The 18,721-nt window shown below is 44.4% G+C and carries 19 protein-coding genes; 10 read left to right on the forward strand and 9 right to left on the reverse strand.

Features of this window, described 5'->3' with window-relative positions; translation table 11 throughout:
- Positions 1-8 precede the first annotated feature (8 nt).
- The gene (locus tag KHS38_RS14335; protein WP_213489290.1) at positions 9-431 is read right to left on the reverse strand and encodes a MarR family winged helix-turn-helix transcriptional regulator; all 423 of its coding nucleotides are present in this window, start codon (positions 429-431) and stop codon (positions 9-11) included.
- 196 nt (positions 432-627) lie between these two features.
- Between KHS38_RS14335 and msrA the strand changes: the two genes are divergently transcribed.
- Together msrA and msrB are read left to right on the forward strand one after the other, a co-directional pair.
- Complete coding sequence (gene msrA / locus KHS38_RS14340) at positions 628-1,218, forward strand: peptide-methionine (S)-S-oxide reductase MsrA (protein WP_213489291.1); 591 nt, start codon at positions 628-630, stop codon at positions 1,216-1,218.
- Positions 1,215-1,730 (forward strand): peptide-methionine (R)-S-oxide reductase MsrB, encoded by a 516-nt coding sequence (gene msrB / locus KHS38_RS14345; protein ID WP_213489292.1) that lies wholly within the window; start codon positions 1,215-1,217, stop codon positions 1,728-1,730. Before msrA ends, msrB begins: the two co-directional genes overlap by 4 nt.
- A 126-nt stretch (positions 1,731-1,856) precedes the next feature.
- On the opposite strand, the gene KHS38_RS14350 is transcribed toward msrB, so the two are convergent.
- Positions 1,857-2,756 carry a hypothetical protein gene (locus tag KHS38_RS14350; protein WP_213489293.1) on the reverse strand — a complete coding sequence of 300 codons (900 nt, stop codon included), beginning with the start codon at positions 2,754-2,756 and terminating at the stop codon, positions 1,857-1,859.
- 604 nt (positions 2,757-3,360) lie between these two features.
- Between KHS38_RS14350 and KHS38_RS14355 the strand changes: the two genes are divergently transcribed.
- Positions 3,361-4,296, forward strand: coding sequence for an AbiTii domain-containing protein (locus KHS38_RS14355; RefSeq protein WP_213489294.1), 936 nt, complete (start codon positions 3,361-3,363; stop codon positions 4,294-4,296).
- A 172-nt stretch (positions 4,297-4,468) separates the two neighbouring features.
- Here the strand turns inward: KHS38_RS14355 and ffh are convergent, their stop codons facing one another.
- The 5 genes from ffh to KHS38_RS14380 all read right to left on the reverse strand — a co-directional run bounded on the left by ffh (position 4,469) and on the right by KHS38_RS14380 (position 9,095).
- Positions 4,469-5,797: a signal recognition particle protein gene (gene ffh, locus KHS38_RS14360; protein WP_213489295.1), complete on the reverse strand. Its 1,329-nt coding sequence runs from the start codon at positions 5,795-5,797 to the stop codon at positions 4,469-4,471.
- Between the two features lie 114 nt (positions 5,798-5,911).
- Positions 5,912-7,048, reverse strand: a complete 1,137-nt coding sequence (locus KHS38_RS14365) for a DUF3078 domain-containing protein (RefSeq protein WP_213489296.1) — start codon at positions 7,046-7,048, stop codon at positions 5,912-5,914.
- A gap of 71 nt (positions 7,049-7,119) precedes the next feature.
- Positions 7,120-7,440 (reverse strand): hypothetical protein, encoded by a 321-nt coding sequence (locus KHS38_RS14370; RefSeq protein ID WP_213489297.1) that lies wholly within the window; start codon positions 7,438-7,440, stop codon positions 7,120-7,122.
- A complete protein-coding gene (locus KHS38_RS14375; protein ID WP_213489298.1) occupies positions 7,437-8,189 on the reverse strand; it encodes a peptidase associated/transthyretin-like domain-containing protein in 753 nt (250 codons plus the stop codon). The genes KHS38_RS14370 and KHS38_RS14375 overlap by 4 nt, the downstream gene beginning before the upstream one ends.
- A gap of 63 nt (positions 8,190-8,252) precedes the next feature.
- Positions 8,253-9,095, reverse strand: coding sequence for a glucosaminidase domain-containing protein (locus KHS38_RS14380; RefSeq protein WP_213489299.1), 843 nt, complete (start codon positions 9,093-9,095; stop codon positions 8,253-8,255).
- A gap of 179 nt (positions 9,096-9,274) precedes the next feature.
- Between KHS38_RS14380 and KHS38_RS14385 the strand changes: the two genes are divergently transcribed.
- The 3 genes from KHS38_RS14385 to KHS38_RS14395 all read left to right on the forward strand — a co-directional run bounded on the left by KHS38_RS14385 (position 9,275) and on the right by KHS38_RS14395 (position 11,938).
- Positions 9,275-9,532, forward strand: coding sequence for a hypothetical protein (locus tag KHS38_RS14385; protein ID WP_213489300.1), 258 nt, complete (start codon positions 9,275-9,277; stop codon positions 9,530-9,532).
- Between the two features lie 137 nt (positions 9,533-9,669).
- On the forward strand, positions 9,670-11,076 hold the full coding sequence (gene rmuC / locus KHS38_RS14390) for a DNA recombination protein RmuC (protein WP_213489301.1): 1,407 nt from the start codon (positions 9,670-9,672) through the stop codon (positions 11,074-11,076).
- A 46-nt stretch (positions 11,077-11,122) separates the two neighbouring features.
- Positions 11,123-11,938: a hypothetical protein gene (locus KHS38_RS14395; RefSeq protein ID WP_213489302.1), complete on the forward strand. Its 816-nt coding sequence runs from the start codon at positions 11,123-11,125 to the stop codon at positions 11,936-11,938.
- Between the two features lie 52 nt (positions 11,939-11,990).
- Here KHS38_RS14395 and thiL read toward each other — a convergent pair whose 3' ends face one another.
- Positions 11,991-13,040, reverse strand: a complete 1,050-nt coding sequence (thiL, locus tag KHS38_RS14400; protein ID WP_213489303.1) for a thiamine-phosphate kinase — start codon at positions 13,038-13,040, stop codon at positions 11,991-11,993.
- Between the two features lie 258 nt (positions 13,041-13,298).
- Between thiL and KHS38_RS14405 the strand changes: the two genes are divergently transcribed.
- A complete protein-coding gene (locus tag KHS38_RS14405; RefSeq protein ID WP_213489304.1) occupies positions 13,299-14,828 on the forward strand; it encodes a DNA/RNA non-specific endonuclease in 1,530 nt (509 codons plus the stop codon).
- A gap of 78 nt (positions 14,829-14,906) precedes the next feature.
- Here the strand turns inward: KHS38_RS14405 and ruvX are convergent, their stop codons facing one another.
- The gene (ruvX, locus tag KHS38_RS14410; RefSeq protein ID WP_213489305.1) at positions 14,907-15,326 is read right to left on the reverse strand and encodes a Holliday junction resolvase RuvX; all 420 of its coding nucleotides are present in this window, start codon (positions 15,324-15,326) and stop codon (positions 14,907-14,909) included.
- 136 nt (positions 15,327-15,462) lie between these two features.
- Here ruvX and KHS38_RS14415 point away from each other — a divergent pair, with 136 nt between their 5' ends.
- From KHS38_RS14415 to KHS38_RS14425, 3 genes are read left to right on the forward strand one after another with little or no spacing between them, the layout of a single operon-like run.
- A complete protein-coding gene (locus KHS38_RS14415; RefSeq protein ID WP_213489306.1) occupies positions 15,463-16,602 on the forward strand; it encodes a DNA polymerase III subunit in 1,140 nt (379 codons plus the stop codon).
- A gap of 6 nt (positions 16,603-16,608) precedes the next feature.
- A complete protein-coding gene (locus KHS38_RS14420; RefSeq protein WP_213489307.1) occupies positions 16,609-18,099 on the forward strand; it encodes a PSP1 domain-containing protein in 1,491 nt (496 codons plus the stop codon).
- Positions 18,096-18,572: a gliding motility lipoprotein GldH gene (locus tag KHS38_RS14425; protein WP_213489308.1), complete on the forward strand. Its 477-nt coding sequence runs from the start codon at positions 18,096-18,098 to the stop codon at positions 18,570-18,572. Before KHS38_RS14420 ends, KHS38_RS14425 begins: the two co-directional genes overlap by 4 nt.
- Positions 18,573-18,721: the final 149 nt, after the last annotated feature.

The raw sequence follows: 18,721 nt of genomic DNA on the forward strand, positions 1-18,721 counted from the left end.
TGAGCTATTTATTTGATGTGGTTTAAAATGGACCGCAGTTGCTTAACCAGTTGCTGGCCTTCTTCGGCCGGTACAGGAAACTGCTCCAGCAGGGCAAGGGGAACATCTTTTGCTTTTTCTTTCAATTCTTCGCCGTGCTTTGTAATCCGGATCTGCACTATCCTTTCATCCTGCTTATCGCGCGTGCGGGTTACCAGCTCCCTTTTTTCCATTCGTTTCAGCAAGGGGGTTAGCGTACCGCTATCCAGCATCAGCTGTTCGCCAATGGCTTTAACCGATAGCTGTCCGTGCTCCCATAACAACATCATGACCAAATACTGCGGATAAGTTAGATCCAGCTTATCCAGCAACGGCCGGTACAAATTAGTTATCTGCCTTGATAAAGCATAGATGGGAAAACATAACTGATTTTCAAGTTTCAACAAATCCATCGTTACAAATTGTATTGTGCAAAATTAAATTTTATAAAATACATTAAAACATACTTATGTCAAAATGAAGCCAAGGCTTCATTAAAGTTGGCTATACTTAATTATGAGCATTATAGCATTCGTTTTTATTTGTCATTACAGGTTCAAATAAGCGCTGATCAACATCTGCTTTTACAGGCTTAACGTTAATAGGTATATGATAAAATTACTTTTATTGATATCGCTGTTTACGCATCCTGCGGTTAAGCCTGCCCAAACAGATACAGCTACTTTTGCTACCGGTTGCTTTTGGTGTACCGAAGCCAAGTTTCAGCAATTACGGGGCGTTAAGAAAGTAGTATCGGGCTTTACGGGTGGCCGCACAGTAAAGCCTACCTATCAGCAGGTATGCACCGGCACAACAGGCCATGCCGAGGCTTGTAACATCGTTTACGACCCATCGGTGATTAGTTATGATGAACTGCTGCAGGCCTTTTTTGTAGCGCATGATCCTACCCAGCTAAACCGCCAGGGTAATGATGTGGGTACCCAGTACCGGTCAGCCATATTTTACCATGGCGCCCAGCAAAAGCAAAAAGCCGAGTATTACATAGCCAAGCTGAACGCTGCTAAAGCTTACAAAAGTAAAATTGTAACCCAGGTGGTACCATCTACCGTGTTTTACAAGGCCGAAGATTACCACCAGAACTATTATAACCAGAACGGCAGCCAGCCTTATTGCAGGTATGTAATACAACCGGAGCTGGATAAATTTAAAGCCGTATTTAAAAACAAACTGAAACCATGAGATCAGGCATTTTTCTATTATTCTTCCTGGCGCTAAGCACCGGCCTGTTTGCCCAGAACATTAAAAGCAATAAGGGGCACGAGCATAACCCGTACTATTCTAACACCGATACCCGCCCGTTAAAGGTGAGCAATGCAGAGTGGAAAAAGATATTGCCGGCCACGCTATATAAAGTGGCACGTGAAGCTGATACGGAACGCGCCTTTACCGGCAAGTACTGGAACAGTACGGCCAAAGGCACTTATTACTGCGCCGTTTGCGGCAATAAACTATTCCGCTCGGACGCGAAGTTTGCGAGCGATTGCGGCTGGCCCAGCTTTTTTGAGCCGGTACGCAAAAACAGCGTGGTGTACCTGACCGATAATTCGTACGGTATGGAGCGTACCGAGGTGCGTTGCGCCCGTTGCCAATCGCACCTGGGCCATATTTTTGACGATGGCCCGCCGCCTACCCACAAGCGTTTTTGCATGAACTCCGTTTCGCTGGATTTTCAGCCCGATCAGGGGTTTTAAATTTTAGGTAGATAGATTGAAAGCCCCTTGCCGTAGCTAACTTTGTGTTAGTTACTGCACGGGGCTTTTTGTTGTTTGTTCTTAGAAGAGTATGTGCGCGTGCACCTTGCACCTGATTGAAAAGGTTTATGGTGCGGCGGTTGTAGCAGCATTAAGAATAGGCCAGGCACCTGGGCCTACGCTTACCCCTTTGTTGCTTCCTCTTACACCGTTATCGGCGCCAAAGGTGTACAGCGGCCAGCCTTTATAGGTTAACTGTGTTTTGCCAAATATGGTGATGGTACCAAAATCATCCTGATTGAGCGTTGAGGGTACACGGCCTACGCCGGTTACTTCAAAAACAGGCCAAATGGCATTGTTGCTTAAATCGGCCTTGGTATAGTTGTTTGTTTTAGCCTTATCATTTTTAAAACGGTACAGCGTGTGGCCATAGGCATCAACCATGTATTGCGTTACTTCGGTTCCTTGCACGTATTGGCTGGTATAATTGGCACCATCGGCGCCTACCAGTTGCTTGTTTACCAGCATTACGGTATAATCAGGCTTGGCTACAAACCATGTTTTACCGCTGGCTTCGCCGTTTACATCGCCGGCTTTGCTGTCGCCCGCAAAGGTGTACAGCGGCCAGCCTTTGTAAGTAGTTTGCTTGCCGCCATCAGCACGGGTAATAGTACCAAAATCGGCAGCGTTGAGGCCGGTGCCTAACGTTGGTAAAGCATCATAAAAAGTAGGCCATGCGGTAGAGCAGCCGCCGCTGCAACCTGAGTTACCGTCGGCATCGATAGCAAAAAAGTAAAGTGTGCGCCCGTCTTTAGTGGTCAGGATGCTGCCCAATTGTGCATTGTTAGCCAGTTGTATGGTAGCCGTTCCGGTAGTGCCGGTGCCGCTACCTGTACCGGGGGTACCGGTATTATAGCCATCGGTTGAAGTGGCCGTGTTGCTTGAACTATCTTTTTTGCAGGCTGTAAAAACAGCAATAAGCGCCAGCAATGCAAACCCATAGGTTTTCCATAAATTCATTTTCATGATTGTGTGTGTTGTGTTAAGTAAAACTTGTTGTTGACATCAAATTTTTACTTGCTGGCCAGCTGTTTTAAAATTAATGTGCTTGTACACTACCTTTTTGAGCGCATGTGCCGATCCGGCAGATCAGCTTTTATCGTAAATTCTTATTTTGTTAAGATTACGCTCTATCTGATCGTATACACAATGAACACGTAGCGTTAGCTGAAATGGTTGCCTCGGCAGGAAGGAATTATTTAAATATGATTGATTGCCTCTGCTGCTGTAGAAAGTAGGTGCGATTGTATACTGCATCGTGCCGTAGCTACAATGAGCAGTACCAGCTTTGGGAACACGATAACGCTTTTGTAGATTTGTTTAGCCTGGCCTCTATCCAATAAATTTGATTACATACAACACGGTATGCACTGGGCTGGTTTACCGCCCAAAGAGTACGTGTATAGGAGTGCCAGCAATCACGCCGGCCTAAATAAAATCATTGAGGTAGGTTATTTGGATTTTAGGCCGATAGTCTGAATACTATGAGCATAGAGGTTTGAAGTCTGGAGACTTCAGGCAGCCACGAAGTACGTAAGTAACAATTTATATTTATTTTATAACTATAACAATGATGCAACTTCTTGAAACTATTATAAATGAATTAACAGATACTAATCTATCATTAACGTCTCCTTTGCTAAAAACTAAGTTATTAGCAAGCAGAATAAAAAATGAGGAACTTCTATACTGGGTAAATAATGAGCTTAATGGATATACAAAGAAAGAGGACTTACCTGAATACAGAACCACCACGGGAAATTTGATTGGTGATTACATCAATGGTAATATGCACATATCTAACCACATTCTTCCTATACCCTCTTTCGACGATGATTTTGACAACCAATTAAGACGATTTGATTTTTTTGAAGGGGTTGAACCGTTAGAGAAATTAAGTGATTCCGCAAAAGATCTCTTAGTACAGCCTTTCAATAATGGGCAAGTCAAAATTATCCAAAAACTACTATATAAGCATTCAAATCATGCTGGGAATTTTTCTTTATTAAGTGCAGGAATTTCTGTAACATCAAGTGTTTTGAAAACTACTTTGAATGCTATTAGAAATAAACTATTAGATTTCATGATTTCTCTTGAATCTGAGTTTGGAGTTGAATTAAACATAGAAACATTACAATCTAACACAAAAAAAGTTACACATATCATGCATACAACGATAAACAATACAGGTGACGGTAACGTAATAAATACAGGCTCTAATGTTAGCATAGACAATAACATCCATATTAAAAAAGACAATAAGGATACTTTAAAAGAAACTCTTAAAGAAAATAAAGTCAGCGACGACGACTTAAGTGATTTAATGCAAATAATTGACACAGAAAGACCTACTTCAGATACTAATTTTGGAGAAAATGTTAATAGATGGATACACAACATGATGGGAAAGGCATTAGACGGTACATGGAAAGTAGGACTTAGTGCAGCAGGAGGAATATTAGCAAAAGCAATTAGCCATTATTATGGAATAGGTGAAATACGTTAATCAAAAAATATCGTTATTCAGCTCCGCTATTTAAAATCTATAACTTCGGCCCCTATAGCCGTAGTCTTCAGACTACCATAAAAACAAAACCGCCATGCCGATCAAAATCAGCATGGCGGTTTTTTATATAAGCGAGTCTTGATTCCTGACTCGATATTCCCGATTCTAAAAATTACATCTTCGGCATGCGGCGCATCAGGTTGGCCATGGCGGCCGGGTTGCTTACCTGTTTCATGATTTTGCGCATGTCTTCAAACTGCTTAATCAGGCGGTTTACTTCCTGAATATCGGTGCCCGAGCCTTTGGCAATACGGTTGCGGCGGCTTGGGTTGATGCTGTCCGGATTCGATTTTTCGTGCGGGGTCATGGAATTAATGATGGCCTCGATAGATTTAAAGGCATCGTCGCCAATTTCTACGTCTTTCACCATTTTGCCTACGCCCGGTATCATGCCCATCAGATCTTTCATGTTACCCATTTTCTTGATCTGTTGTATCTGGCTGTAGAAGTCGTTAAAATCGAACTTGTTTTTACGGATCTTCTTTTGCAGCTCGGCGGCCTGCTTTTCGTCAAACTGCTGCTGGGCACGCTCCACCAGGGATACCACGTCGCCCATGCCCAGGATACGCGAAGCCATACGGTCGGGGTGGAACACGTCCAACGCTTCCATCTTTTCGCCAGTACCAATGAATTTGATCGGCTTATTTACTACCGATTTGATAGATAACGCCGCACCACCACGGGTATCACCATCCAGTTTGGTTAACACGGCGCCGGTAAAGTCCAAACGGTCGTTAAACACCTTGGCGGTGTTCACGGCGTCCTGCCCGGTCATGGAATCCACAACAAATAAGATCTCGTGCGGGTTGGTAGCCGCTTTTACGCGCTCTATTTCCTGCATCATCGGCTCGTCAACAGCCAAACGGCCGGCGGTATCGATGATAACCACATTGTTGCCGTTCTGCTTAGCCTGTGCAATACCTTCCAGCGCAATAGCCACCGGATCTTTCGACTCGCGGTTGGCATACACCGGGATGCCTATTTGCTGGCCCAGTACTTCCAGCTGATCGATCGCCGCAGGGCGGTAAACGTCATCAGCTACCAGTAAAGGCTTTTTGTTTTTCTGTGTTTTCAGGAAGCTGGCCAGCTTACCACTGAAAGTGGTTTTACCCGCACCGTTCAAACCTGCAATCAGGATGATGGTAGGCGTAGCCGGAAAGTTCAGTTCGGATGTGGTGCCACCCATCAGGTTGGTCAGCTCATCGTTCATGATCTTGGTCAGTAACTGACCCGGCGAAATGGTGGTCAACACGTTTTCGCCCAATGCCTTCTGCTTCACATCATCGGTGAAGGTTTTGGCAGTTTTATAGTTAACGTCGGCATCCAGAAGGGCTTTTCTAATTTCCTTCATGGTTTCGGCCACGTTGATCTCGGTAATGGTTCCTTGTCCTTTCAGGACCTTAAACGCCCTGTCGAGCTTATCTGAAAGATTTTCAAACATGCTTATTCCAATCTTATTTTAGGGTACAAAGGTATGATTTTAAACTAATTTTTGCGGGTGCTAAATCCATAAAAACAACTACTTACGCCGGTTTAAACGGAATGGGCACCAGCATTACGGAAACCGGTATAGTATACCGATGGCCAGGTTCTCGTTGCTTTGGATGGCTATGCCTTTTCTTTTTAAACCGCTTGAGTTTTCATAAATTTTATCGGTTGCTTCTTTATCATACAAAGCTACACCGGTTATAGTTACGCTGATGAGGCGGTTTACCTTGGCGGCAATGGTTAAATCCAAACGGTGATCAATATTTTCAAGGCCGCGGGCGTAAGGTATAAACAGAGCATAGCGGCTGGTTAGGCGCAGGTTCTGCATAATTTCCTTATCAAACAAAGCCACTACCTGGAAAGCCAGCTCATTACGGAAGGTATGGCCTCTGCCTACACCGTAGGCACTTTGCTGCCCGTTAAATACGCTTGTATCCAGCACCAAAGTTTGGCGGGCGGTACCTGTACCCAAACGCAAATCAAATATATTGTTGGGCTTGTACTCAAAACCTACAGACTCGGTAACGTAACCCGGTGCCATAAAGCGCGAAATGACCTGCGGCGGCTTGGTATTACTTGCATCATAAGCGTAGCCCAGATCAAACTGCGATTCAAAGCTTAACGAACCGAAAAAGAACCAGCTTTTAGATAACTGCGAAGCAGCTTTGTTATCCCAAAAAATACGGTCGTTGGTTTTACGGCTCAGCTGCTCGCGGTTTTTGGAGCGGCCGTATAGTAATATCAGCTCGGTAGTATAGCTCCACGGCTGCCTGTTGTATTCCAGCTTGTAATCTATATTACTATTGAGCGAAAAGGAGTTTACACCACCACCGGCCCAGTTATCGCTAAAGGCCGACTGGCTAAAGTTTAAGCCAAATATTACGCTTTTGCGCCAGTAGCTTACCTTGTAATCCATCATGGTTACGGGTATGTGCTCGGGCACAATCTGGAACGGGCGCAGGCGCTGCGGCAGGGCATTGCGGCGCGGCTCAACACGGTACCGGTTAAGTAAGTTGGTATCAATTTTTATATTGGCGCGGCGTATACTGTCGGCAACCCTTAAACTATCGGTCACTCTTCTTAAATTATCCGCAGATCGCTTTAAGCTGTCAGTTGCGCGTTGCAAACTATCCGTTTGCTGGGCACGTGCCGAAAATGAAAAGACGAACGTCAACAACAATAACAAAAGGCCGTTTCTTACCATACTGCAACAAATTAAAACAAAAAAGCGCTTTGTTTTAACGGCAAATATGATTTTTTATCGCACTGCCTGTGCTAATAAAAACGCCAGGCCCAAAAACGGCGCTTATTCAAATAAGCAGCATCGTTCTCGTTACGGTAAGCTTCGCGTTCAAAAATAATCTGGTAATAGGCTTGCCGGTGGTTGCCGTACCGATACAGGTTGTATAAATAATGCAGCAAGTACATTACGTAAAACGGAATAACCAGCAATTCTGCAGCCTGCTTGAGGTGTATGGTTTCATGCCGTATCAGCACTGGATCGTTGGCATCGGCCTTGTACTTAACCAGTATAAACGGGAACAGCGCCATGCCGCTCACATTCAAAAAGGGAACTACAATAACCGGGTAACTCATGGCGTTTGCTGGGTTTGGGCTTTTAACGGCGGCATGGTAACCAGATCGGGATACCGCTGAAACCGTTTCAGATTGGCTTTAATGGTATTGATAAAATCATAATCATTGGCCGTTGTAACCAGGTAGTAGCTTGGCCGGTACCGGGCCATAAAGTTGGTAAGCTGCGGATCCTGCAGGCCGGTAATTTGCTGTACAAAAGTTTTGTTGAAGCGGTAATCAATAATATCCTGCTGATGATCGCGGGCAATGATCTGTTGCAGATGCTCGGCATTGCGGCCCCTGCGGCTCAGCATGTTCCATAACGCATCGATGCTGATGCCTGCACCGCCCGGCCCTAAACTCAGGATATCACGATAACTGTCGCTACCATACGCCTTGCTGTATTCTTTGCGGGTTAGCGCCAGTTTACGCTGCGGGTTCATGAGCGTATCGCGAATGTTTACGTCTTTGAGCATAATACTCGACTGCCGCAAATACACCGCCAGGTCATTTCCATTCTGTACTTTAATGGTATCCGAATAATAACCCAGCTTACTGAACACCAGCAAATCGCCGGGCTGGGCATTAATTTTAAAATCGGCTTTAAGTGTGTTATAAACCGACTGGCCGTTTCGCAGGTTGCGCACGTTCACTTTGGCTATACGTTCCTTAGTGGCTTTGCTGAACACAATGCCCTCAACAGGCTTGTTTTGCGAAAAGCCCGGCAACGTAAACAAACAAAAAATGAACAGCAACAGCCCTATTCTCATGAATGAAGTAAAATTAACCCAAGCCCCGCACAACCCCTAATCATTTAACAACATTTAACAAGCTTAGCGGGCCACAATAAGCATTTGTCCGATCTGGATACTGTTGTCTGACAGGTTATTTAACGTTCTCAACTCTTCAACAGTAATGCCAAAACGTTTGGAAATAGAGTATAGTGTATCGCCGGTTGCTACGGTATACAGTTTATTGGTGGGTGCGGCACGCACAATGGAATCTTTTACGGCTTTGCCAATATTGTTGTTGATCTGCGCCAGTACGCGGTCTTCGCGCTTTATCTTTTGTATCTCGCCTTCGGGGCGGTCATATTGGTCAAGGTGATATTTTTGGATGGTATTGATGAGCAGTTGCGGATAGCTCGGGTTGGTGGCATAACCGGCTTCTTTTAAACCATAGGCCCAGCCTACATAATCGTTTTTATCCAGCTCAAACAGCCTGGCATAGCGTTTTCTTTTCAGGAACTCCGAATGATCGCGGTAAGAATCCTCAGGATTGCTGTATACCCGGAAACAATCGTTCACATTATCATCATCCTTAAAATAGCTGCGGCCGGCCCAGTCGCTGGTGCATTTGATACCAAAGTGATTATTGGCCACTTTAGCCAGTTCGCTGTTACCAAAAGCCGATTCAAAAATGCCCTGCGCCAGGGTAATACTGGCCGGAATGCCATACAAGTTCATTTCTTTTACAGCAATGCTTTTGAAGCGCTCAATATATGCAATAGCGGTGTAAGAAGGGTAACTACCTATAGCCTGCCTGTTTTCCTGCTGAATACGTTCATTATTGCGCCGGGCGGCATCATTAGGGTTACTACGCACCGTTTTTTTGCGCGACGAACAAGCACTCAGCATTACAACCAAAACCAATAAACAAGCTAATATTCTTTGCATCACCGTTTAAACATTAGAGCGGGAAATTTACGAAAAAAGTATCTCGGATGTTTCAATTAGTTTAGGTTAGACAAGTTGCTGGAAGGCAAAATACCAAATTATCCATTCTCCCTAATCTTACACCATACCTAAACTGCAAACCCTAACGGTATTTATACGTTGGTTAAAATAAACAAGTGATGATGAAAAAGCTGGCTTACACCATACTTATTACCGCAGCCGTTGCCACAACGGCCTGCAACAACTCCGGGCAAAAAACCGGCAATGACCGTGCCGACTCTGGCGCTACCAATGTAGGTAGCTCCGGCCCTTCGGATACATCGATGGCTGCGGGCTCGGGTGCGCCGGTGGGCGTATCAACCGGTGGCAGCGATACCAGCACCTCTATGCAAAAGGATGGCGTTGCCAACCCGACGGTAGATTCGGTAAAGCAGTAGTCCCTTCCAACCCTCCCCGATAGGGAGGGCTTTTAATTTGCATTTGATGAATTTTTCTTTATCTGAAAGAACTCTTTTTCAATTCCATTAGTAAAAATCAAAAAATACTGCTTTATTTTGCTAAATATTTTATCAAAATGGAAGTTGGGATTTTAGGGATTGCGGTATTGATTTTACTGATAGCTGTGTATCTGTTCATCAGCAAAGCTAAAAATACGCAGGGAAATATACCGGCCGAGGAGCTGAACCGCCTGCAGGCCGAAAACGAGAGTTTGAAATTAAAGCTGGTAGCCGCCGAAGAACGCACCAAAGGCACCTTAGCCGAAAAGGAGAGCATTACCCAACTGCTGAAAGAAGAGAACATTAAGCTGGCCGACCAGCTGCTGTTTGAACGCCAGGAACTGGCCGAAACCCGCCAAACGCTGGAAAGTACACGCTCATTCTATAAAGCCCAGCAGGAAAAGCTGCAGGAGCAAAAGCAGGAGATGGAGCAAACCCGCCAGCATTTTCAGCGTGAGTTTGAAAACGTGGCCGAAAAGCTGCTGAAAGAAAAATCGCGCGAGTTTATAGACGTGAACAAAAACAACCTCGATCATATCCTGAACCCTTTAAAAGAAAATATTAAGGCTTTTGAAGAAAAGGTAGACAAGGTATACAACATGGAGGCCGCCGACCGTAATACCCTGAAAGGCGTTATTACCCAGCTGATGGAGCTGAACAAGCAGATTAGCAGTGAGGCGCAAAACCTGACCAACGCCCTGAAAGGCGACAACAAAAAGCAGGGTAACTGGGGTGAGTTTATATTGGAAAAAGTGCTGGAACGCTCGGGCTTGATTAAAGACCGTGAATACCGCATACAGGCCAACTACCAGGCGGCTGATGGCAACCGCTACCAACCCGATGTGGTGATTGATTTACCGGATGATAAGCACCTCATCATTGACTCTAAAGTATCCTTAATTGCGTACGAGCGTTTGGTAAACTGCGATAATGAAGACGAGCGCAAGCTGCATGCCCGTGCACATGTGGAATCATTGCGCAGCCACGTGCAGGGCTTATCGGCCAAAAACTACCATGCACTGAATAAGATCAACTCGCCCGACTTTGTGCTGTTGTTTGTGCCTATCGAATCATCCTTCAGTTTTGCGGTACAGCTGGATGCCGATCTGTTTAACGATGCCTGGGACAAACGGGTGGTAATTGTAAGCCCATCAACCCTGCTGGCTACCCTGCGCACCATTGCCAGCATGTGGAAGCAGGAACGCCAAAACCGCAACGTGCTCGAAATAGCCCGCCTTAGCGGCGAGATGTATGATAAGTTTGTAGGCTTTTTAACGGATATGGACGGTATAGGCCGCAACCTGAAATCAAGCCAGGATGCCTTTGATAAAGCCATCAACAAACTCAGCGACGGCCGCGGCAACCTTACCATCACCGCCGAAAAAATCAAAAAACTGGGCGCCAAAGCCAATAAGCAAATTGAGCAGAAGTACTTGTTTGATGAACTGCCGCAGTTGGGGGATGGTGCAGAATCAGCCAATTAATTTAAATAAACATCAATATCTTTATTCACTTAAGCTTTAATCACGTATGAAACTAATTTTACCCGTATTAATTGTACTCACTTTTATTTCTTGCAAATCCAAAACCAATGACTTAAAAGCAGATGGATTAAAAGGAGATATTTCAAGTATAACTGAATCTACTTATGACGCTACTGAAAAATTCGGTGAACCACAAAAAGGTCGCCTCAAGAATACGTCTATTTATAAGTTAAATACTGATGGCAATACAGTCGAGAATATTTACACAAGTATGCCTGATACTATAATTTATGATAAAATAACAGACAATGAGGATCTATCTGACGGTAATAATTCAGCAAAAGATACTATCGTAAATAAAAAAAGTGTTTTTACAACATACTATATCTTTAACGATAAGGGACAAAAAATCGAACTTAAGGATTCAAAAAATGGCCCTGTTAAAGCAAAACTTGTATACGATGACAGAGGGAAGTGTGTAGAATTTAATACTTATGATGATAATAAAAAGCTCTCTACAAAACAGAGAAATACTTATGATAATAATAATTTAATAATAGCAAAAGTGTATGATGCTGATGGCAGTTTAAAGACACTCTACAAAAACAAGTATGATGATGCAGGTAAATTACTTCATTTTGAAGAACTTAGTAATGGCAACAAGTCAAGCAAAAAGTATGTTTATACCCGTGACGGTAATGGATTAATCATTACAGAAAAAAGATACGACGATAATGAACTAATGGAAAATTTAGCGTTTAAATACCGTGACTTTGATAGCAAAGGCAATTGGCTTAAACGTTTAGAATATCAGGATGGTAAAATAATTAAGCTCACAGAAAGAAGCATTCAATATAGATAACAGATACTATCATTTAAAATAAAGGCTGATTTTTAAAAAATCAGCCTTTATTTTATCCTTTCTTAAACGCATTCCAGCCCTGTGCCTTTAGCTCGTGTACCTGGCCGCTTTTCGAGATCAGGTTGCGGCCGGCTGCGGGCTCGGTGATGTAGCCGATGATGGTAACATCCACATCATTCTTGATCTTGTCGTAGTCAGCTTGTTTTATGGTGAACAGCAGTTCATAATCCTCGCCGCCACTTAGGGCGCAAACAGTAGGGTCGAGGTTAAACTCGCGGGCTGTTTCGTAAGTCATGGGATCAATCGGAATCTTTTCTTCATACAGCTGGCAACCTTTGTTGCTCTGGGTACAAATGTGCAGCAGTTCGGAAGCCAAACCGTCTGATACGTCGATCATTGAGGTAGGCTTCACATTCATATTTTTCAGCAGATCCACAATATCCAAACGGGCCTCTGGCTTAAGCTGGCGTTCAATGATATAATCTTTGCCTTCCAGATCGGGTTGTATTTGCGGGTTTTCCAGAAAAATCATTTTTTCACGTTCCAGCAATTGCAAACCGGTGTAAGCACCGCCCAAATCGCCCGATACACAAATCAGGTCGCCTTCCTGCGCACCGTTACGGTAGGCTATGTTTTCTTCATCAGCATAACCCAAAACCGTTACACTGATAACCAGACCCTGCTTGGACGACGTAGTATCGCCGCCAATGATATCTACCCGGTACTTATCGCACGCCAGGTAAATACCCTCATACAATTCTTCAATAGCCTCTAACGTATATTTGCTCGACATGCCTATAGAAATGGTAACCTGCGCAGGTATGGCATTCATGGCACATATATCACTCAGGTTTACCTGTACTGCCTTGTAACCCAAATGCTTTAACGGCGTGTAGGCTAAATCAAAGTGAATACCCTCCAGTAGCATATCGGTTGATACCAGCACCTTCTTGCCGGCATAATCCAGCACGGCGGCATCATCACCCACACCTTTAAGGGTGCTTTTGTGGGTTAGCTTAATATTTTTAGTGAGATGGTTAATCAAGCCAAACTCGCCCAGTTCGTTAATATGTGTTTTATCTACGTTGTCAAATAGGTCCATGTGAGCACAAATTGTTTTCAAAAGTACAAAAGCTGTACCTAATAATGTGATAGCTAAGTGTAAAGTTCAGTATTTACATTACTAAACCTACAATTAATAAATCGGTACAATACTGAAATTATTTAAACACAACTATTTATACAATGAGTAAAAAGTAATTTTTGTAACTTAAAGTGTCAAAATCTGATTACAATAGCATTCAGTTAACATTGGTTTAATATTAAAAAGGGATTTTTGGAAGCTCAAATTTTAAAGTCTATGAAAATTAAAAATTTACTCATCTATCTGTTTGTCCCGCTTATTATGGCCGGCTGCAAGAAATCCCATGACGATTCTGATCAGATACCGGATGTACCTAACATACCTGTAGAACAGGTTAAAAAACCATTCACGATAACCGAAGATTTTGAAAATGGCAGCAAGCCTACTGGTTATATTGCCGGTGATGTTGCTTTTGCAACCGGTTCATGGAGTTTGGATGGTGCATTTGTTGGTAATGCAGCTAACGATATAAAGAACGGAAAGCAAAGTATACGTTTAAGAGGCACTAAGAACGATGCAAAACAGAATGGCATATTTGGCATGAACTTCGACATTAGAAACGTGCAGTCCATTTCCATAAAATCTTCTTTAACCAACTTTGCCGATAACCAAAAGCCGGGCAGCAGTCCGCTACTAAAGGGCTACTGGGAACTACAGGTATCAAAAGACGGGGGCAAAACCTACAGTAAAATTGGTGAAACTGTAAATCCAACCAGTACTACCGAGTTAACCACTACGCTATATAACATAACCGACACTGTTGCCCAACGCTTCCGGATTGTCAATACTTCTGATTTTAATAAAGACGACCGGGTTAGGTTGAGCATTGACGATATTACCTTTACCGGCTTAGGCAATTCAGGCGTTACAGTTAACATTCCGGATACCAATCCGGGTGATAACGGAGGAGACTCAGGTTCTGGCACACCAACGCCGGCACGCGGCATTACCATTGGCGCCGATGTACCGCCAAATACCGGCGATAACAGCAACCTGCTGTTTGGTAACCCTTCCTTAGCTAACGGAGCCATGATGGATAATTATTTGATTGATCAGGGGTATTATGTGGAATCGTACAGCGCTACCCGTGGCACGCCTAACTGGGTAAGCTGGCACCTGGATGAAAGCAATACCACCAACGCTACCGGCCGTTTGGATAATTTTGCTGCTTTTAGCGGCTTACCTACAGGCTATTATCAGGTACAAAGCACCAGCTACTCTGGTTCAGGGTTTGACCGTGGTCACAACTGCCCATCGGCCGACAGAACCAGTTCTACCAATGCCAACTCGGCTACCTTCCTGATGACGAACATGATTCCGCAGGCACCAAATAATAATCAGCAGACCTGGAACAACCTGGAGGGTTATTTACGCACACAGGTTACTGCCGGTAATGAGGTTTATATCATTATGGGTAACTATGGTAAAGGTGGCGTGGGCAGCAAAAGCTCGGCTACCGTAACCACTATTGATAACGGCCATGTAATCGTACCAGCCAATGTTTGGAAAGTAGCGGTGATTATCCCGAAAGGTAATGCCGATTTATACCGTACCGGCAATATCAGCGGTGTAAGGGTATTAGCCGTAAACACGCCAAACGTGAACAGTATTGATGAAGACTGGAAAAAATATGTTACTACGGTTAGAGCTATTGAAACAGCTATGGGTAACGGTTTCAACCTGTTATCAAACCTGCCGCAGGCCGCCCAAGATGCGCTGGAAACCAAAACAGATTCGGGTATATAATTGATATCCTTCATTAAAATAAAAAGGGTGATGAGCTTGGCGCTCATCACCCTTTTTATTTTTGGTTACAATTTTGTGTTACATAAATGCTCTACGCTCCATCCAGGATTGTAAGATAATAACGGCTGATACGGTATCAACCAGGGCCTTATTTTGCCGCCCTGCTTTTTTTACCCCACCGGCCAATATAGCGGCCGATGCCATTTTAGAGGTAAAGCGCTCATCAATCCGGTCAACGGGTATCTCCGGAAAGGTTTTTTTGAGCAGGTTTACAAAGCCCGTTACATGAAAGGCCGATTGCGATGGCGTATTGTCCATTTGCTTAGGTTCGCCCACTACAAAGGTTTCCACCTGTTCGGTTTGCATATAGCGTTTTAGGTAGTCGATGATATCCTTAGGGTGTATGTTATCAAGCCCGGTGGCAATCATTTGCAGGGGGTCGGTTACAGCAATGCCTATGCGCTTGGTACCGTAATCAAAAGCCATTATTCGGGCCATACTTTGTTATGTGTTGTTGGCCTTAGGCCGGTAATCAGAACAATAATTAATTGGCTACAAAGTTAACTATTAATCATCTAACACCACGTTACATGTATCTGACAGCATACAATTAAAATTTTATTAACTTGCACCAATGCAGTTTAAAGAGATAGTAGGGCAGCAAGCTGTAAAGCAACACTTAATTCGTACCGTTCAGGAGAACAGGGTAAGCCATGCACAGTTATTTCTGGGTCCCGAGGGTTCGGGTAGCCTGGCGCTGGCGGTGGCTTATGCACAATACCTTTCGTGCGAAAATAAGCAGCCCACCGACTCCTGCGGGGAATGTGCCTCGTGCCGTAAGTATCAGAAACTGATGCACCCCGACCTGCATTTTTCATACCCGTTTTTTGCCAAGCATAAAGATGATACCGCGCTGAGCTTTATTGAAGAGTGGCGCGAAGCTTTTACGGCGCATCCGTATCTTAGCCTGGATACCTGGCGCAGCTACCTGGAGGCCGATAACAAACAGGCTAACATAAATATAGCCGAGTGTCATCAAATCATTAAAAAACTAAGTTTAAAGCCGTTTGAGTCGGTTTATAAGATATTGATTTTATGGCTGCCCGAATACCTGGATAAGGAAGGTAACACGCTGCTTAAAATTATTGAAGAGCCGCAGCCTAATACCGTGTTTTTGCTGGTAGCACAAAATCAGGATCAGATACTGAACACTATTCTATCGCGTACGCAGCTGGTTAAAATACCGGCGCTTAGCTTTGATGAAGTGCGCAATTACCTGATTGGGGAGCGGGGCGTACCACAACAAACTGCCGAAGAGGCTGCTTACCTGAGTTGCGGTAACATGACCGAGGCTTTGGCCATGCTGCACCAGGAAACCAAAAGCTATCATCAGGATTTTTTAAGCTGGCTGCGCAAATGCTACAGCAACAAAGGTCTTGAAATTATGCCCTTTGTGGATCAGATTGCAAAAGCTGGCCGCGAGAGTCAGAAAAACTTTGTGCGTTACGGTATCAGCTACATACGCGAATGTTGTTTGATATTAAGCGGCGCTGCCAACCTGGTACACCTGCCGGCTGCCGAGAAAGAAACCGCACAAAAAATGGCCGCTGTAATGACACTGCCCATGGCCAGGGCCATCAGTACAGAACTGGAAAAGGCGCATTACGCAATAGAAAGAAATGCAAACCCTAAAATTTTGTTTTTAGATGTATCTTTGCAGATTATAAGAATTTTACATTTTAAAATGCTCCCGCAAGGGACTCAATATATATAACCAATTATGGGATGTGGAAGTTGCTCAACAGGCGGTGGATGCACACCGGCGGGCTGCAAAAGTAATGGCTCTTGCCTTACTAATGGCTGCAGCAAGCTGGATGTGTACGATTGGCTGGCACACATGGATATGCCAACCAACTATAAGCCTTTCAATATAGTTGAAATTAAATTTAAAGGGTCGCGTAAAGACTTTTATGCGAACGTAGACAATATTTACCTCGAAGCCGGCGAACTGGTGGTGGTTGAAACGCCTACCGGTGGTTATGATGTGGGCCACGTATCGCTAACCGGCGAACTGGTGCGCATGCAAATGGTAAAACGCCATGTAAAAGAGGGCGATGTTACCAAGAAGATATTTCGCCGTGCTACGCCTGCCGACGTGGATAAATGGAAAGCTGCCAAGGATATGGAATGGGAAACCATGCACCGTGCCCGCAAGCTGGCGCTTGACCTGAACCTATCGATGAAGATCAGCGACGTGGATTACCAGGGCGATAAAACCAAGGCCACCTTCTTTTACACTGCCGATGGCCGTGTGGATTTCCGGGAGCTGATCAAAAAAATGGCCGAGGCTTTCCGTATCCGTATTGAGATGCGGCAGATTGGCATGCGGCAGGAAGCCAGCCGCCTGGGCGGTATCGGTTCATGCGGGCGCGAGTTGTGTTGCTCAACCTGGTTAACTGATTTTAAAACGGTATCTACTTCGGCGGCACGCTATCAAAACCTGTCGTTAAACACCCTGAAACTGGCCGGCCAGTGCGGTAAGCTGAAATGCTGCTTGAACTACGAGCTGGACAGCTACATGGATGCCCTTAAACATATACCCGATAATGTAAACATACTGCGTACCCAGCAAGGCGACGCCCGTTTACAAAAAACGGATATTTTTAAACGCATGATGTGGTTTAGCTACCCCGGTGCCGAAAACTGGATACCGCTGCATGTTAACCGCGTTAAAGAAATTCAGAAACAGAACAAGGAAGGCATAATGCCGGAGGACTTGGGCGAAATTGTGGAAGCACCTGCAGCGGTAGCCAAAGTACTGGATTATGAGAACGTAGTAGGTCAGGATAGCCTTACCCGGTTAGATGAGCGCAGCCAGCAAAACAAGAAAAAGAAGAAAAACAAAAAGCCGGGCAACGGTAACCAGCAACAAGCTGTTACAGATAAAGCGCCTCAGCAAAACAACAAACCGGCCGAAGCCAAAAAGCCACAGCAAAATAATAGCCAGCAAGGAGAGGGCAAAAAACAACAGCCCAACAACCAGCAACGCGATAAAAGGCAACAGCAAAATAATCAGCCCAAACAACAGGTAAAAGCTGTGGTTATACAGGAAACGATTGAAGTTACAACAACCGAAGTTGTGGTGATTAAAACAGAAGATGGCGAGCAGGCCAAACGTAATAATCATCGCCGCAACAGAAATCGTAACCGCAATCGTAACAATAACAACAGTAATAACAATCAGCAGCCAAAAGATAACCCACAGCCATGAGTTTAAGGCGTAAGCTTTTATCAACGTTATTTATAGCCGCTATGGCAGCAGCCGGTTGCGGCGACACTAAAGCGGTTATGGATAACAATACCGAAATCCCTAACCAAAACTGGTCGTACGGTAAAAAGATAACTTATGATGTGGCTATAGACGATCCGAACATAGCCTATAACCTGTGCTTTAACGTACGGGTTACAGCAAGCTACCGTTATTCAAACATGTTCGTCATTATTCAGGAGAGTGGCGGCCCTTTAAAAAAGAAAGGTACGCGCTACGAGTTTAAACTGGCCAGCCCAACCGGTGAATGGCTGGGTAAGGGATCGGGCAGTATGTATAGTTACCAGATGCCGTTTAAAACGCAATACCGCTTTCCGGCCAAAGGCACCTATCATTTTGAGATTGAGCAGAACATGCGCGATAATCCGCTGAAAGCGGTAAACGACGTTGGTTTGCGGATAGAAAAAGCCGAGTAGATATTAAAAGCGCCATTTCATCGGAAATGGCGCTTTTTTATTGCCTCAATCTTGTAAGCGCTAAATTAATGCTAAGGCTTCATTTAAGCACTTTTACCTATTAAACAACACACAGGGTGGTTGCTATACATTTAATCGACCAGGCAGCC

The sequence above is a fragment of the Mucilaginibacter sp. Bleaf8 genome, assembly GCF_018390515.1.
Classification (GTDB): Bacteria; Bacteroidota; Bacteroidia; order Sphingobacteriales; family Sphingobacteriaceae; genus Mucilaginibacter.